The organism is Mesorhizobium sp. Pch-S, from assembly GCF_004136315.1.
Classification (GTDB): Bacteria; Pseudomonadota; Alphaproteobacteria; order Rhizobiales; family Rhizobiaceae; genus Mesorhizobium.
Genome location: NZ_CP029562.1, coordinates 484,021 through 498,378, shown reverse-complemented (window position 1 = coordinate 498,378; position 14,358 = coordinate 484,021). Strand labels below are relative to the sequence as shown.

Sequence of the window (14,358 nt, the reverse complement as noted above, 5' to 3'; positions counted from 1 at the left end):
CTCACGCCACCGCCATCTGCTGCAGGGACACCAGCCGGGAAATACCCTTCTTGGCCAGCCCCATCAGTGCCGAGAACTGCTCTTCCGAGAAGGGCTCGCCTTCGGCGGTGCCCTGGATTTCAACGATGCCGCCCTTGCCGGTCATGACGAAATTGGCATCGGTACCGGCCGAAGAATCCTCGAGATAGTCGAGGTCTATGACCGGCTGGCCGTCATGGATGCCGCAGGAAATGGCAGCGACGTGGTCCTTCAGCACCTTGTCCAGCTTCACCATCTGGCGTGCTTCCATCCAGCGCAGGCAATCATGGAGCGCCACCCAGCCACCGGTGATGGACGCCGTGCGGGTGCCGCCGTCGGCCTGGATGACGTCGCAGTCGACGGTGATCTGCACCTCGCCCAGTGCCTGCATGTCCACCACGGCGCGCAGGCTGCGGCCGATCAGGCGCTGGATTTCCAGCGTGCGGCCGCCCTGCTTGCCGGCGGAAGCCTCGCGGCGCATGCGGTCGCCGGTCGAACGCGGCAGCATGCCGTACTCGGCCGTCACCCAGCCCTTGCCGGAGTTGCGCATCCAGCCCGGTACCTTCTCCTCCAGGCTGGCCGTACACAGCACATGCGTGTCACCGAATTTCACCAGGCAGGAACCTTCGGCGTGCTTGGAAACGCCGCGCTCGAAGGAGATCGCACGCATTTCATCAGGCTGGCGTTTGGAGGGGCGCATCAAAGCTCTTTCTTCTTGGTTTTGGAGTCGTGGCCGGCTTGTAGCCCCATGCAGGATCGGGCGCAAAGGAAAACGGGTCGCTTGCGTCGCCCCGGTTGCAATCTATATCCTTGGCCCTGGAGATCTTGTGCCCGATGACCAAACCCATCGTCGATCCGATCATGCAATCGCCGGCCTTCCAGCCGCTCGACATACGCTCGCGCGACATCTTCCGGCGCATCGTCGAATCCTATCTCAGGGACGGCGAGCCGGTCGGCTCACGCTCCCTGTCGCGCATCCTGCCTTCGTCGCTGTCACCGGCCACGATCCGCAATGTCATGAGCGACCTCGAGCATCTCGGCCTGATCTACGCACCGCACATTTCTGCCGGACGGCTGCCGACCCAGCAGGGCCTGCGTTTCTTCGTTGATGCCTTCATGGAGTTCGGTGATCTCACCGACGACGAGCGCCGTTCCATCGAGACGCAGGTCAAGGCTTCGGGCGAGGGCATGTCGCTCGAACACATGCTGACGGAAGCCAGCCAGATGCTGTCGGGCATGTCGCGTGGTGCCGGACTGGTCCTGGCCGCAAAGGCGGAAGTGGCACTGAAGCACATCGAGTTCATCCAGCTGGAGCCGGGCAAGGCCCTGGCGGTGCTGGTTTCTCATGGCGGTGATGTCGAAAACCGTGTCATCGACCTGCCGGCCGGCATCACGCTGTCACAATTGCATGAGGCATCGAATTTTCTCAACGCTCATATCCGCGGCCGCACGCTGGCCGAAGCACGCGGCGAAATTTCCCGGCTGAAGGAAGAAACCCGCACTGCGCTTGATGCGCTGTCGCAGGATCTGGTCGAAAAGGGCCTCGCCGTCTGGGCCGGTGCCGAGAGCGGCCTGCCGGCACGCCTCATCGTGCGTGGTCGCGCCAATCTGCTCGAAAATGTCACCGCCCAGGCCGACATCGAGCTGCTGAAGCGCCTGTTCGAGGACATGGAGGCGCAGGACGGGCTGATCCAGCTGCTCGACCTCGCCGAACAGGGATCGGGTGTGCGTATCTTCATCGGCTCGGAAAACAAGCTGTTTTCGCTGTCGGGCTCGTCGCTGGTCGTCGCTCCTTACCGCGACAAGGATGCACGCGTCGTCGGCGCCCTCGGTGTCATCGGTCCGACGCGCCTCAACTATGCCCGGATTGTGCCGATGGTGGACTATACGGCGCAGCTGATTTCGCGCATGCTGCGATAATAGCTGAGACTGCCAGCCAGGAGGGAACACCATGGCGCTGGAAGAGATCAAGGCCCGCATCAGCCTGCTTCTGCAGGAGATGGTCAATCAGCCGGAAGACGAGCACGAAATCCAGGAACAGTTGCGCGAGAAATTCTCCGAACTGCGCGCGCTCGGGCTGCCGCTGCCCGCCGACCTTGTCGAACTGGAACAGAGGCTGGAAGCCGGCTTCGGCGCGGAAGCCTGACGGCTACATCTTTTCACGGTCAGTTGTGATGCGCCGATGCGTCTCCCATCCTATCTTCCCCTTGGTGGGCGAAGGAGGATGATGTGAAACGTGCCGTTGCAGCCTTGCTGGTTCCGTTCTTCGTAGCGCCTGTGTCTCTGGCTCTCGCCCAGCAGTCCGAGGTTCTGAAAGGGGAGGCTGCCTTCGGCGGCTGGCGCGCCGACAAGCCCGGCACCCGGCGCCTGCTGACGCCGCAGGATCTGCCCAGACCCTATGTGTCCGATTCCGCTTCCAACAGCCCTGGCGAGGTGCGGCGGCCAAAGAACGCAGAGCCGAAGCTGCCTGCCGGTTTTTCAGCCGAACTGATCGCTTCTGGCATCAGCAATCCGCGCGCCGTCCGTGTTGCCCCGAACGGCGACATCTTCGTCGCCGACAGCCGCGCCGACCAGGTTCGGCTCTACCGGCCCGGCGACGGCAGCACCAAGCCTGCCGAAGAAGCCATTTACGCCAAAGGCCTGAGTTCACCTTATGGCATTGCCTTCCACCCGTCCGAAAATCCCCGCTGGGTCTACATCGCCAACACCGACAGCATCGTGCGCTTTCCTTACAAGGACGGCGATCTGAAGGCTTCTGGAAAGCCGGAGACCGTTGTCGCGGACATTCCCGACGGCGGTCACTGGACCCGCGACATCGCTTTTTCACCAGATGGCAAGACGCTTTATCTGTCTGTGGGGTCGGCGTCCAACGTTGCCGAAGACCTGGGCGATCCTCCCGGAGGGCCAAAGGCATGGGCCCCTAACGAGCCGCTCGGAGCGGCATGGGGTTACGAACGTGGCCGTGCCGCGCTCTTTGCTTTCGATGCGGACGGCAGCAACCGCCGAAGCGTCGCCACCGGTCTGCGCAACTGCTCGGGGCTCACCGTCCAGCCGGCGACCGGCCAGCCCTGGTGTGTGGTCAATGAACGCGATGCGCTGGGCGACAATCTACCCTTCGAATACGCGACTTCGGTGAAACAGGGCGCCTTCTACGGCTGGCCCTGGTACTACATCGGCGACAATGAGGACCCCCGCCATGCCGGCACCCGCCGCGACCTCGCCGGCAAGGTGACGGTGCCGGATGTGTTGATCCAGGCGCATTCGGCGCCGCTCGGCATTGCCTTCTATGAAGGCAGGCAATTCCCCGCGGAGTACAAGGGCGATGCTTTTGTCGCCCTGCATGGCTCGTGGAACCGTGGCATGCCGACCGGCTACAAGGTGGTGCGGCTGTTGTTCAAGGACGGCAAGCCGACCGGCGCCTATGAGGACTTCATGACCGGGTTTGTCATCTCCGACGACGCCGTATGGGGGCGGCCCGTCGGCGTCGCCGTCGCCAGGGATGGTTCGCTGATCGTGACCGAGGACGGCAACGGCACCGTCTGGCGTGTTTCCTACAAAGGCTAGAGCATTTCGTAGCCAGGAGGGACCACTTGGCGTTACAAAAATGCGGAGAAAACAAAACTTAGAGCGTTTCCGCGTTTCCGTGAAAAACGGAAACGCTCTAGACTGAGCGCTCAGGCGAATTTGCGGTGGGCGTCGAGCGCGAGGCCGAGACCGACCGAACCGAAGGCGTCGCCCTGCACGACCTTGGCATCCGGCACCAGGGTCAGGATGCTGTGCCTGGCCAGCGGGATGGCGGTGGAGCCGCCGGTCAGGAACACGGCCGTGATATCCGTCGGCTTCACGCCTGCATCGGCCAGTGTATCGGCAACCGTCTGCGTGACGCGCCGGACTTCGCTGCGGATGGTGTTCTCCAGGCCTTGCTTGCTCAGAAGCGCTGAGAAACTCGCGCCGGGCAGCGCCAACTCTACCGTTGCCTGGTCATGGTCGGTCAGCGCGATCTTGGCCCGCTCCACCTTGGTGGCGAGTGCATGCCCGAACCGATGCTCGACCACCTCGATCAGCCGATCGACGAGATCGGCCCGCGCCGCCTCATAGCGTATCTGGCGCAGGTCCAGCATGGCCTTCTGGGTGTAGAGCAGGTTGATGCGCTGCCAGGTGGCGAGATCGACGAAATAGCCCGCCGGCAGGTTGCGCTTGCCATCCTTCGTCGGCGTCAGATAGCCGAGTTCGGGCATGACATGGGCGATGCTGAGCAGCCGGTCGAAATCGGTGCCGCCGATGTGGACACCCCGATTGGCCAGGATATCACCCTTGCGGTCGCTCGCTGCCGAGCGCTCTGGCGAAACCCGCACGATGGAAAAGTCCGACGTACCGCCACCCATGTCGACGATGAGGGCCAGTTCTTCGCGATTCAGCGTGTGTTCGTAATCGAGCGCGGCTGCGATCGGCTCGAACTGGAAATCGATATGCTTGAAACCCTGCTTGCGTGCCGCCTTTTCCAGTTGGTTCTGTGCCTCGGCATCCGCCGCAGCGTCTTCGTCGACGAAATGCACAGGTCTGCCCAGCACGACACTCTCTACCGGCTGTCCGGCATGGCTGTCCAATCGCGCTTTCAGGTGGGCGATGAACAGGCCGATGATGTCGGTGAAGGCGAGCGTGCGCGCCTGGATACGGGTCTTTTCGTGCGCGAGCGACGATCCCAGCACGCTCTTCAGGGCACGCATCAGCCGACCTTCGACGCTGTCGGTGTAGTCCGCGATGGCATGGCGCCCGAACAGGGTGCTGCCCTCTTCGAAATTGAAGAAGATCGCGGAAGGCAATGTCGCATTGCCATCCTCGAGCGCCACCAGACGGGGCTTGCCGTTCTCGATCACGCCGACGGTGGAATTGGAAGTGCCGAAGTCTATGCCGCCGAAAGCCGGTCGCATCGTCTCGTCCTGGATGTTTGCGCAAAAAAAGGTGCGGCCTTGTCGATGCAAGCCGCAGCGGGACCGTGCGCCTACAGGACGAGGAATGAAATGTCGATGCCTTGCGGGCACTTTCAGAAAAATGTGAGCGGCTGGCCCAAGCGCTGGGCCATTCCACGGACTGGTGCTCCATGCGATAAAGCGCTGCTGTTTTCGAGGTTTTCCCGATGACCCTTGCCGGATTTATCGCCTATTCCGCCGCCCTTGCGGTTGCTGCAGCCATTCCCGGCCCCGGCATAACCGCGCTGGTGGCGCGCGCGCTGGGCTCCGGCTTCCGCTCCGCGCTCGCGATGTCGCTGGGCCTCGTTGCCGGCGACCTCACTTATCTGACCGCCGTGGTACTTGGTCTGGCGCTGGTGGCGCAGAGTTTTGGCATCGTGTTCCTGGTCATCAAATGGCTGGGCGTGCTTTATCTTGCCTACCTCGCCTGGAGTTTCTGGACCGCGGGCATCACGCCGGAGACCGTCGAAGCTCGCAAAGGCCGGGATGGTTTCGTGCAATCGGTGCTGGCCGGCCTGGCTGTCCAGCTCGGCAATCCGAAGACGATGATCTTCTATCTCGCGATCACACCGACCATCGTTGACGTGAAGTCCCTGACTTTCGCGGATTATGGAATTCTGCTCGCCATCACCGCCGCCGTGCTTCTCATCGTCCTGGTGCCGTATCTGGCGCTCGCTGCCAAGGCACGCTGGTTCCTGCGTTCGCCGCGTGCCCTGAAGGCACTCAACCGCACCGCAGCGGGTTTCATGGTGGGGGCAGCAACCGCGATTGCCGTACGGTCCTGAGATTGTTCGCGCAAAGCTGAACCTGATTTTGGGATAATCAGGAAAACTGTTCCACCAGCCTGTTGTTTTCAGCATGCCGCCCGCTCGGATATAGTCCGGTGGCGGCCTATCTTCCTTCGTTGAAAAGCCGCATAAGGCAGCCTCGTTTCAGGGAGCAAAATCAATGAACAAGCCTGTATCCTCCGCACGTGTTCCCGGCCGCGGCCGCATCTACAATTCGATCACCGAGACCATCGGCGACACCCCCTTGGTCCGGCTGGACAAATTCGCGAAGGAAAAGGGCATTGTCGCCAACCTCCTCGCCAAGCTCGAATTCTTCAACCCGATCGCTTCGGTGAAGGATCGCATCGGCGTCGCCATGATCGAGGCGCTGGAGCGCGACGGCAGGATCACGCCCGGCAAGACCGTGCTGATCGAGCCGACCTCCGGCAACACCGGCATCGCGCTGGCCTTTGCCGCCGCCGCCAAGGGCTACAAGCTCATCCTCACCATGCCGGAGACGATGTCGGTCGAGCGCCGCAAGATGCTGGCTTTGCTTGGCGCCGAACTGGTTCTGACCGAAGGCCCTAAAGGCATGAAGGGGGCGATCGCCAAGGCCGATGAGCTGGCGGCGTCGCTGCCGGATGCCATCATTCCCCAGCAGTTCGAGAACCCGGCCAATCCCGAGATCCATCGTGAGACGACTGCCGAGGAGATCTGGAACGACACCAAGGGTGAAGTCGACATTTTCGTCTCCGGCATCGGCACCGGCGGCACCATCACCGGCGTCGGCCAGGTGATCAAGAAGCGCAAGCCGTCGCTGCATGTCGTGGCTGTCGAGCCTGAAGCGTCGCCAGTGCTGTCAGGCGGGCAGCCCGGTCCGCACAAGATCCAGGGCATTGGCGCAGGCTTTGCGCCGAAGATCCTCGACACCACCATCTATGACGAGATCGTCAAGGTCTCCAATGAAGACGCCGTGGCCAATGCCCGCCTCGTCGCGCGCCTGGAAGGCGTGCCGGTTGGTATCTCATCGGGTGCGGCGTTGCAGGCGGCGATCGTCGTCGGCTCGCGACCGGAAAACAAGGGCAAGAACCTTGTCGTCGTCATCCCGTCCTTCGCCGAACGGTACCTCTCGACCGTGCTCTTCGAAGGGCTTGGCGCGTAAGATTTTTCTCCGGTGGCCAGCGGAGCGGGAAGACATTTCCGCTCTCTGGTCCTTATGAAAAACCTCCTGGCCTTGCGCTCGCGGCTTGATGGCAGTGTCCTGCCAAGGTCAAATCTCTCTGGCCAGAGCATTTGTAGCCAAGTGGAATCACCTGGCGTTGAAAATGCACCTAAAACAAAGACTTGGAGCGTTTCCACGTTTCCGTGAAAACGGAAGCGCTCTGGGAATCAGAGCCGGGGAGGAAATGACTGACAATGCATAAGCTCTACACGCGTCCGGGTTCGGGCGGGTTCGTGATCGAGGCGGCGCTCAAGCTGGCCGGCGTTGCATTCGAGCAGATCGACGTGCCGAAGACGCCGGAGCCCGATCCGGAATTTCTCAAGATCAGTCCGATGCACCAGGTGCCGGTGCTGGTTCTGCCGGACGGTCATGCCGTTCCCGAGACAGCGGCTATCTCGCTTCTGCTTGCCGAGCTGCATCCCGGAAGGGGGCTTGGTCCGGTTGCCGGCGAACCGGGCAGGGCGGACTTCCTGCGCTGGATGGCTTTCATGGCGACCGCCATCTACATGGCCAACCTGCGCTACTACTACCCGCATCGTTCGACCACCGACTCTGCCGGCCTCGACGCGGTCAAGCAGGCGGCCGTTGTCGAGATGGACAAGGAGATGACCATCCTGGACAGCGCCCTCGCAGGACGCGACTGGCTTGTCGGGGACAGCCGGACCATCGCCGATGTCTATATGCTCATGCTGGTGTGCTGGTATCCGGATATGGACAAGGCGCGCGCGGCCTGGCCGAATGTCGAGCGGGTATGCGCCAGGTTGCGCGCCGATCCGATGCTGGCCGCGCTCAACGGTCCCCATGAGATGTGGCCTGCCTGACCGGACTACGCGCGAAAGGCAGTCGTTCAGTTCAGCAGCATCGCCTTCTTCGCGGCCAGGAAACGGCGGACCGCCTCGTCGCGTTCCAGTCCGATCGCCCGTTCATAAGCCTGTCGCGCTTCATCGGCCCGGTCGAGCTGGGCAAGCAGGCCGGCCCGCGCTGCCCAATAGGGCTGGTAGTCGTCGATGCGCCGGTCGTCGGCGACGGTATCGAGTTCGACCAGCCCGGCCGCCGGTCCATCCGTCTCGCCGATGGCCACCGCGCGATTGATCGTCACGACCGGCGATCCGGCGACCAGGACCAGCGCATCGTAGAACTGCCTTATCGCCGCCCAGTCGGTCCTGCCAGTCAGGCGGCGGGCCACATGGACCGAGTGGATCGCCGCTTCGATCTGGTAGCGGCCGAGATGGGATGAACGGCCTGCGCGAGACAGCAGTGTGTCTGCTTCCTCGATCAGTCTGGTATCCCACAGGGCCATATCCTGCTCGCTCAGGGGAACGAAATCGCCTTGTCTGCAGCGGCGTGCTTCGCGGCGGGCCTCGGCGTAGAGCATCAGGGCCAGAAGCGACAGCGCTTCCGGTTCTTCCGGCAGCAGTTCGGTCACCAGCCGGCACAGCCAGATCGCTTCGGTCGCCAGGTTGCGGCGGCGCGTTTCCGTGCCTGCGGGGTCGGTCCAGCCTTCGGCAAAGGCGGCGTAGACCGCTTCGAGGACCGCCGACAGCCTGTGCGGCAATTCGGGCAGTTCGGGAATGCGGAAGGGGATGCCCGCTTCCCGGATGCGCGCCTTGGCCCGCACCAGCCGTTGCCCCATCGTGGCGGGCGAGATCAGGAATGCGGATGCGATCGTGGCAGCGTCGAAGCCGAGCACCGTCTGGAGGATGAGCGGCGCACGCACGCCCGCGTCGATCGCCGGATGGGCGCAGGCAAAGATCAGGCCGAGACGGTCATCGGGCAGCTTCTCGCGCATCGCCTCTTCCTCCATTTCATCGCCGATGAGCTTGAGATGCGGAAGCGCCGCCTCGCGGGTCTGGCGCCGGCGATGCTGGTCGGTGGCCCTGCGGCGCGCCACCGCGAGAAGCCAGGCTTCCGGGTGCTGGGGAACACCCGTTTGCGGCCATCTCGCCAGCGCCATGGCGAAGGCGTCGGCGAGCGCATCCTCGGCGCCGGCAACGTCGCGCGAACGCGCAGCGAGGAACGCGACTAACTTGCCGTAGCTCTGGCGGGCGGCCGTTTCAGCCGCCGCCCGTGCCTGTTCCGTGGCCGAGGCCATTGCTGCTCAATGCGTTGGCCAGATCGGGCGCACTTCGACGACGCCGTGGCTGGCGGCAGGGCAGCGCGCCGCCCAGGACAGGGCGGCGTCGAGATCAGCCGCCTCGATGAGGTAGAAACCGCCGAGCTGCTCCTTGGTGGTGGCGAAGGGGCCGTCCAGCACTTCAGTCTTGCCGTCGCGGACCTTGACCGTCGTCGAGACATTGGATGGCTGCAGTCTTTCGCCTGCGACCATCGCACCGGCTTTTGCGAGTGCGGCGTTGTAGGCCATGTAGGGCTCCGACATCACACCCTGCATTTCGGGTGTCATCCTGGCGAAGGCCGTTTCGTCGACATGGATCAGAAGCATGTATTGCACGATGGTCTCCCGTGTTTTCGAGGGCCGCGTCCTTGCTGGCCGCACGAATGTCGCGCGAGCTTGCCCGATTTCGACAGGCACTGTGCAAAAATTTTTTGACCCGTCCCGAAAACAAAACCGCCGGCGAGGGGCCGGCGGTTCGAACATCGGGACGTCTTTGGTCAGGGGGACCTTAAGGGCGTGCAGGGATCCCCGGGCGCAGCGGCCGGTAGGTGGTCGTGCGGTGTTCGGAGGCGGGACGGGCGACCCGGCTGTCGTGACGGCTTTCCAGTGTCATCAATGCGCACTCACGCCGAGCGCATGGGCGCGGCGAGCGCAGGCCGGGCCAGGGCCGCGCATGTAATGGCGCTCGGGCCGATAGGTCGGCGCGATGAATTCGCGGATGGCGGCGGCGTAGCCCTTGAACTGGCTCCAGATGGTCATTCGTCTATTCCCTGTCCCGATTTTCGGATGCCCCGTCCGATTGGAAAGCATCCTAGCGAGAAGGCGTGAATAGTCGGTGAACGGGATGTTAATCTTCGGGCAAAACCTTTACGAATCGTGGCCGGAAAGTGGCGGATTGGCGGTGTTTTGACGCCTTTTGACGCCTTTGTGGGCGATGTGGTTTTCGTGTCACAGAGGCTTTCGTTTGGGACTCGAAAACGCGCGGTCCTGTTTCGGTCCTTCTCTGCGGAATATGCGCTGTTCGAGTCGCCTTGGCAGTTGCGGAAAGGCCTTTGTCTTCACTACGCTACGGGCATCAACCGCGATCTGTGGGGACGTGAGAATGGAACTCTGGCGCTTTGTCGACGCCATCAATCAGGCTGGAGCGCGCGCGGCAGCGCCTGCCGATCTGCAGCGGTTCGAGGAAACGACAGGGATCTTTCTCCCTGACGACTATTGCGCATTCCTCATGACCTGCGCCGGCGGCAGATGCGTGCAAAAAGTTTCATTCGATTTCCCCAATGGCGTGTGGGCCGGATATGTGGAGGACGTCGGCGGTCTGCATAAGGATTCGCGTTATTCGCTGGAGCACAATCGGAAATTTCCCCCCTGGCCTCTTCACAGGGATCTGGTGTGGATCATGAATGACCACGGCGGCAATCCGATCTGCTTCCGGTTCGATGACGGCAACGAGGGGAAGCTCTGCCTGATCGACCATGAACTCGCGCCGGAGGATGACGATTGGACCTTGGAGGAGGCCAGCTCCAAGGATTGGGGCTATGTGCTGCCTCTGGCGTCGTCGTTCACCGAGTTCGTCAGGAATCTCCGGCGCAAATAGCGATCTGCTAGATTTCCAGGAATGCCTTGTCGAAAGCCTGACGCCCCTTGGGCGAGAAGGTGACGACGCGGCTGTCCTTTTCACGGCGTGCCCATTTTTCGGCGAGGATCTTGTCAAGGATCGCGGCGCCCAGTTGCCCGGCCAGGTGCGAGCGGCGCACACTCCAGTCGAGGCAGTCGCGGCAGACTGGTCTGCGTGAAGGGCCGAGCTTCCCCACATCGATGCCGACGGCGGTGAAATGTGAATGACCGTTCGGGCCGAAGCGGATTTCCTGGCCGTCGCGCACAAGGATGTCGCGGGCGAGAAAAGTGTCCATCATCCTCACCGCGTGTTCTCCGGCGAGGTGGTCGTAGCAGACACGGGCCTCGCGCATCGCGGGTTCACGCGGGCCGGGGCGCGCTCGCTTCGGCCCGAAACCCGCCGCCACCCCCATGATGGCTTCCAGCATGGAAGCCACCTGAGGTCCGGCCAGGCCGTAGTAACGGTGGCGGCCCTGGGACGCGACGGTGAGCAAGCCGCCCTCGATCAGCTTGGCCAGGTGCGACGATGCCGTCGGCAGGCTCACGCCACCCTCCAGCGCCAGTTCACTCGCCGTCAGCGCGGAACCTGTCATCAGCGCCGTCAGCATGTTGGCGCGGGCTGGATCACCAACGAGGCTGGCGATACGGGCGATGTCCGGTCCGTCCTTCATAGTTTGATCTCCATCAAAGCATTCCCGCAAGAAAAGCACTAATCTGATGGCAGTTCAAGGAGGCGATGATGACCAGCCCGTTCCAATCTGTCCGCGCGGACGCCGGATATGCCAGGTTCCGCTTTCGCTGGAATTCGCGCGGGCTGCTCTCGCTGCTGATGCACCGCTATGACCGCTATCTGCAGCGGCTCGACCTTGCGGATATCGAGACATGGCAGCTGGCCGATCTCGGCCTGACACCTGAGGACGTAAGGCGCGCATGCGCAAAGTCGTTCTGGCGGCTGTGATCACATCCACCGGTCTAACCCCATTTTCAGACCAATATTTCGATGCCGATCAAAGTGTCCATGCCCCTGCCGAGGAGAAGATCATGACCATCACCTGCTTCATCCGCTACGAAATAGACCCGTTCAGGAAGGCGGCGTTCGAGGAGTATGCCCGTAACTGGGGGCAGGCTATTCCACGTTGTGGCGCGGACCTGATCGGCTATTTCGCACCGCATGAGGGCTCGGTTTCCACCGCCTATGCACTTTACAACATCGATAGCCTTGCGGCCTATGAAGCCTATCGTGCCCGCCTTGCCGTCGATCCAGCCGGCAAAGCCAATTTCGAGTTCGCCCGGCGCGAGAACTTCATCCGCAAGGAGGACAGGATTTTTCTGAAACTGGCGTCCGCGCCGCATGCAGCTTTGGTGAAACCGTGACATCGGATCGGGTCACCATGCTCGATGGACGCGCCGGTGAGCCTCGATTGCTGGTCAGGCGTGCTGCCTCGTCGGGACCGAGCGTCATCTATGTCCATGGTGCGACGTTTCCTTCAGCGCTGTCGGTCGCATACCGGTTTCACGGCCATTCCTGGATGGACGATCTGCATCGGCGTGGTTTTGACGTATGGGCGTTCGATTTTGCCGGCTATGGCGGGTCCGACCGTCCGGCCTATTTTTCACGCTCGCCGGCTGGCGGGCTGCCGGGAGGCCGCGCGCCGTTAGCCAGCCGGCAACTGGCCCGTGTCGTTGCGCATGTCCTGGCAACCACCGGCAGGTCGCAGGTTTCGTTGGTCGCCCATTCCTGGGGCACTCTTGTCGCAGGGCTCTATGCTTCGGCGCATCAGGAAAGGCTGGATCGTCTGGTCCTGTTCGGGCCTATCGCCCGTCGGGAGGCTCCAGGCCAGGCGACAGCCAGTGTCCCGGGCTGGCGGCTGGTGTCCATAGCCGATCAATTGTCGCGTTTCGTTGAAGACGTGCCACCGGGGCATCCGCCGGTTCTGATCGAGCCGGAACTTGCGTCATGGGGGCCGGCATACCTTGCCACCGATCCGGCGAGTACTTCGCGCACACCACCTGCCGTCCAGATACCGGGTGGCCCCGTGGCTGACATCGCATCCGCCTGGGCCGGTCGGATGGCCTATGATCCTGGACGGATCAAAGTGCCGACGCTGATCGTGCGCGGTGCCTGGGACGGCGTTTCGAACGATGCGGATGCCGCCTGGCTGATGGCGCGCCTGGGCAGCCGCATCAAACTCGATCGCAAACTGCCGAAGGGCACCCATCTGATGCACCTCGAAACCGGCCGTGTGGCACTGTTTGAGACGGCTGGTCGCTTCCTTGCAGGAGAAACGAACCCATGATCGCAGTCATCTTCGAAGTCACGCCCGCGGAGGGCAGGCGTGAGGTCTATCTCGGTATTGCCGCCGATCTGCGCCCGTTGCTCGATGGTATCGACGGTTTCATTTCCATCGAGCGCTTCCAGAGTTTGACCGATCCTGCACGCGTCCTGTCGCTCTCGTTCTGGCGCGACGAGGATGCGGTGAGACAATGGCGCAACAGCGAGGATCACCGTCAGGCCCAGAAGGCCGGCCGCGCCGGCGTCTTCTCGGACTACCGCCTGCGCATTGCCCATGTTGTCCGTGACTATGGCATGTTCGACCGTGCCGAAGTGCCGGCCGACAGCCAGCGCGTGCATGGCTGACCGGCACGTTTCGCCAGCAGTCAGGCGTTGCCGATCAGCACGCCCGCCGCGAACACCAATGCACCGCCAAGCACGACCTGGAACGCAGCGCGCAGGAACGGTGTTTCCATGTAGCGGTTCTGGATGAAGGCGATTGCCCACAGTTCGAAGAACACGACCACCGCAGCAACGGAAGTTGCAGTCCAGAAATTCGTGATGAGATAAGGCAAGGCGTGGCCGAGTCCGCCGAGCGACGTCATGATGCCGTTGGCAAGGCCGCGTTTCAGCGGCGAACCGCGCCCGGACAGCTTGCCGTCGTCATGCGCAGCCTCGGTGAAACCCATCGAGATGCCGGCGCCGATCGAGGCCGAGAGGCCGACAAGAAAGGTCTGCCAGGTATCGTGTGTGGCAAAGGCCGCAGCGAAGATCGGCGCCAGCGTCGACACCGAACCGTCCATCAGCCCTGCCAGGCCGGGCTGCACGTAAGTGAGGATGAATTGCCGTCGCTCGGTCGCGGCTTCCTCGTCGCGCACGTCGCCGGGAACATGTTTCTGTTCGAGCCTGTGGGCGAGGTCTTCGTGGTTCTGCTCTGCGGCGGCGAGATCGCCGAGCAGTTTGCGGGTGGAAGCGTCCGACGTGCGTTTGGCTGCCTCGATGTAGAAAAGTTGCGCCTGCTGCTCCATTTCCTCGGCCTGGTGGCGGACTTTTTCGATGCCGAGCGGTCGCACCAGCCAGTCAGGCTTGCGTTCGTAATAACCCTTCACATGCTCGCGGCGGATGAGCGGGATGTGCTCGCCGAAACGCTTGCGATGCAGCTCGATCAGCATACCGCGATGCTTGTCCTCTTCCGCTGCCATCTCCTCGAACATCCTGGCTGAATGCGGATAGCTCTCCTGCAGCCCTTCGGCGTAGGAGCGGTAGATGCGGGCGTCGTCCTCCTCGGAGGAGATGGCCAACGCCAGGATTTCCTGTTCGGAGAGCGAGGAAAAGGGACGGCGGCCGAAGCCGAAAACGCGCGAAAGCATGATTGATGT

Annotated in this window: 18 protein-coding genes; 11 read left to right on the top strand and 7 right to left on the bottom strand. The window is 62.8% G+C overall.

Translation table 11 applies throughout. The features are described from left to right. Position 1 precedes the first annotated feature (1 nt). Entirely contained in the window at positions 2-718 is a 717-nt protein-coding gene (rph, locus tag C1M53_RS02375) for a ribonuclease PH (protein WP_129410778.1), read from the bottom strand. A 134-nt stretch (positions 719-852) separates the two neighbouring features. Here rph and hrcA point away from each other — a divergent pair, with 134 nt between their 5' ends. From hrcA to C1M53_RS02360, 3 genes are all read left to right on the top strand, one after another. After that, a complete protein-coding gene (hrcA, locus tag C1M53_RS02370; protein ID WP_129410777.1) occupies positions 853-1,938 on the top strand; it encodes a heat-inducible transcriptional repressor HrcA in 1,086 nt (361 codons plus the stop codon). 31 nt (positions 1,939-1,969) lie between these two features. After that, positions 1,970-2,164, top strand: coding sequence for a hypothetical protein (locus C1M53_RS02365; RefSeq protein WP_129410776.1), 195 nt, complete (start codon positions 1,970-1,972; stop codon positions 2,162-2,164). A 107-nt stretch (positions 2,165-2,271) separates the two neighbouring features. Then, positions 2,272-3,582, top strand: coding sequence for a sorbosone dehydrogenase family protein (locus C1M53_RS02360; RefSeq protein WP_165358309.1), 1,311 nt, complete (start codon positions 2,272-2,274; stop codon positions 3,580-3,582). Positions 3,583-3,692: 110 nt separating this feature from the next. Here C1M53_RS02360 and C1M53_RS02355 read toward each other — a convergent pair whose 3' ends face one another. After that, positions 3,693-4,949 (bottom strand): Hsp70 family protein, encoded by a 1,257-nt coding sequence (locus C1M53_RS02355; protein ID WP_129410774.1) that lies wholly within the window; start codon positions 4,947-4,949, stop codon positions 3,693-3,695. A gap of 206 nt (positions 4,950-5,155) precedes the next feature. Between C1M53_RS02355 and C1M53_RS02350 the strand changes: the two genes are divergently transcribed. The 3 genes from C1M53_RS02350 (at position 5,156) to C1M53_RS02340 (ending at position 7,798) form a co-directional block, all read left to right on the top strand. Further along, positions 5,156-5,773, top strand: a complete 618-nt coding sequence (locus tag C1M53_RS02350; protein ID WP_129410773.1) for a LysE family translocator — start codon at positions 5,156-5,158, stop codon at positions 5,771-5,773. Between the two features lie 163 nt (positions 5,774-5,936). Continuing rightward, the gene (cysK, locus tag C1M53_RS02345) at positions 5,937-6,917 is read left to right on the top strand and encodes a cysteine synthase A (RefSeq protein WP_129410772.1); all 981 of its coding nucleotides are present in this window, start codon (positions 5,937-5,939) and stop codon (positions 6,915-6,917) included. 254 nt (positions 6,918-7,171) lie between these two features. After that, a complete protein-coding gene (locus C1M53_RS02340) occupies positions 7,172-7,798 on the top strand; it encodes a glutathione S-transferase family protein (RefSeq protein ID WP_129410771.1) in 627 nt (208 codons plus the stop codon). A gap of 26 nt (positions 7,799-7,824) precedes the next feature. Here C1M53_RS02340 and C1M53_RS02335 read toward each other — a convergent pair whose 3' ends face one another. The 3 genes from C1M53_RS02335 to C1M53_RS02325 form a co-directional block, all read right to left on the bottom strand. Continuing rightward, positions 7,825-9,069, bottom strand: a complete 1,245-nt coding sequence (locus tag C1M53_RS02335; protein WP_129410770.1) for an RNA polymerase sigma factor — start codon at positions 9,067-9,069, stop codon at positions 7,825-7,827. A gap of 6 nt (positions 9,070-9,075) precedes the next feature. Then, positions 9,076-9,426 (bottom strand): YciI family protein, encoded by a 351-nt coding sequence (locus C1M53_RS02330; RefSeq protein ID WP_129410769.1) that lies wholly within the window; start codon positions 9,424-9,426, stop codon positions 9,076-9,078. A 276-nt stretch (positions 9,427-9,702) separates the two neighbouring features. Further along, entirely contained in the window at positions 9,703-9,849 is a 147-nt protein-coding gene (locus C1M53_RS02325; RefSeq protein WP_129410768.1) for a hypothetical protein, read from the bottom strand. 343 nt (positions 9,850-10,192) lie between these two features. Between C1M53_RS02325 and C1M53_RS02320 the strand changes: the two genes are divergently transcribed. Then, positions 10,193-10,687: an SMI1/KNR4 family protein gene (locus C1M53_RS02320; protein WP_165358019.1), complete on the top strand. Its 495-nt coding sequence runs from the start codon at positions 10,193-10,195 to the stop codon at positions 10,685-10,687. Between the two features lie 7 nt (positions 10,688-10,694). On the opposite strand, the gene C1M53_RS02315 is transcribed toward C1M53_RS02320, so the two are convergent. Then, positions 10,695-11,378, bottom strand: a complete 684-nt coding sequence (locus C1M53_RS02315) for a winged helix-turn-helix domain-containing protein (protein WP_129410766.1) — start codon at positions 11,376-11,378, stop codon at positions 10,695-10,697. Positions 11,379-11,443: 65 nt separating this feature from the next. Between C1M53_RS02315 and C1M53_RS02310 the strand changes: the two genes are divergently transcribed. The 4 genes from C1M53_RS02310 (at position 11,444) to C1M53_RS02295 (ending at position 13,345) form a co-directional block, all read left to right on the top strand. Further along, on the top strand, positions 11,444-11,665 hold the full coding sequence (locus C1M53_RS02310) for a hypothetical protein (protein ID WP_129410765.1): 222 nt from the start codon (positions 11,444-11,446) through the stop codon (positions 11,663-11,665). A gap of 83 nt (positions 11,666-11,748) precedes the next feature. Continuing rightward, positions 11,749-12,081, top strand: coding sequence for an NIPSNAP family protein (locus tag C1M53_RS02305; protein ID WP_129410764.1), 333 nt, complete (start codon positions 11,749-11,751; stop codon positions 12,079-12,081). Then, positions 12,078-13,004: an alpha/beta fold hydrolase gene (locus tag C1M53_RS02300; protein ID WP_129410763.1), complete on the top strand. Its 927-nt coding sequence runs from the start codon at positions 12,078-12,080 to the stop codon at positions 13,002-13,004. The genes C1M53_RS02305 and C1M53_RS02300 overlap by 4 nt, the downstream gene beginning before the upstream one ends. Continuing rightward, positions 13,001-13,345 (top strand): antibiotic biosynthesis monooxygenase, encoded by a 345-nt coding sequence (locus tag C1M53_RS02295; protein ID WP_129410762.1) that lies wholly within the window; start codon positions 13,001-13,003, stop codon positions 13,343-13,345. Before C1M53_RS02300 ends, C1M53_RS02295 begins: the two co-directional genes overlap by 4 nt. Before the next feature lie 20 nt (positions 13,346-13,365). Here C1M53_RS02295 and mbfA read toward each other — a convergent pair whose 3' ends face one another. Beyond that, positions 13,366-14,349 (bottom strand): iron exporter MbfA, encoded by a 984-nt coding sequence (mbfA, locus tag C1M53_RS02290; RefSeq protein WP_129410761.1) that lies wholly within the window; start codon positions 14,347-14,349, stop codon positions 13,366-13,368. Positions 14,350-14,358 lie beyond the last annotated feature (9 nt).

Coding starts and splice junctions, on each gene's coding strand:
- rph (WP_129410778.1), bottom strand. CDS start 718: ATGCGCCCCTCCAAACGCCAGCCTGATGAAATGCGTGCGATCTCCTTC.
- hrcA (WP_129410777.1), top strand. CDS start 853: ATGACCAAACCCATCGTCGATCCGATCATGCAATCGCCGGCCTTCCAG.
- C1M53_RS02365 (WP_129410776.1), top strand. CDS start 1,970: ATGGCGCTGGAAGAGATCAAGGCCCGCATCAGCCTGCTTCTGCAGGAG.
- C1M53_RS02355 (WP_129410774.1), bottom strand. CDS start 4,949: ATGCGACCGGCTTTCGGCGGCATAGACTTCGGCACTTCCAATTCCACC.
- C1M53_RS02350 (WP_129410773.1), top strand. CDS start 5,156: ATGACCCTTGCCGGATTTATCGCCTATTCCGCCGCCCTTGCGGTTGCT.
- cysK (WP_129410772.1), top strand. CDS start 5,937: ATGAACAAGCCTGTATCCTCCGCACGTGTTCCCGGCCGCGGCCGCATC.
- C1M53_RS02340 (WP_129410771.1), top strand. CDS start 7,172: ATGCATAAGCTCTACACGCGTCCGGGTTCGGGCGGGTTCGTGATCGAG.
- C1M53_RS02335 (WP_129410770.1), bottom strand. CDS start 9,069: ATGGCCTCGGCCACGGAACAGGCACGGGCGGCGGCTGAAACGGCCGCC.
- C1M53_RS02325 (WP_129410768.1), bottom strand. CDS start 9,849: ATGACCATCTGGAGCCAGTTCAAGGGCTACGCCGCCGCCATCCGCGAA.
- C1M53_RS02320 (WP_165358019.1), top strand. CDS start 10,193: ATGGAACTCTGGCGCTTTGTCGACGCCATCAATCAGGCTGGAGCGCGC.
- C1M53_RS02315 (WP_129410766.1), bottom strand. CDS start 11,378: ATGAAGGACGGACCGGACATCGCCCGTATCGCCAGCCTCGTTGGTGAT.
- C1M53_RS02310 (WP_129410765.1), top strand. CDS start 11,444: ATGATGACCAGCCCGTTCCAATCTGTCCGCGCGGACGCCGGATATGCC.
- C1M53_RS02305 (WP_129410764.1), top strand. CDS start 11,749: ATGACCATCACCTGCTTCATCCGCTACGAAATAGACCCGTTCAGGAAG.
- C1M53_RS02295 (WP_129410762.1), top strand. CDS start 13,001: ATGATCGCAGTCATCTTCGAAGTCACGCCCGCGGAGGGCAGGCGTGAG.
- mbfA (WP_129410761.1), bottom strand. CDS start 14,349: ATGCTTTCGCGCGTTTTCGGCTTCGGCCGCCGTCCCTTTTCCTCGCTC.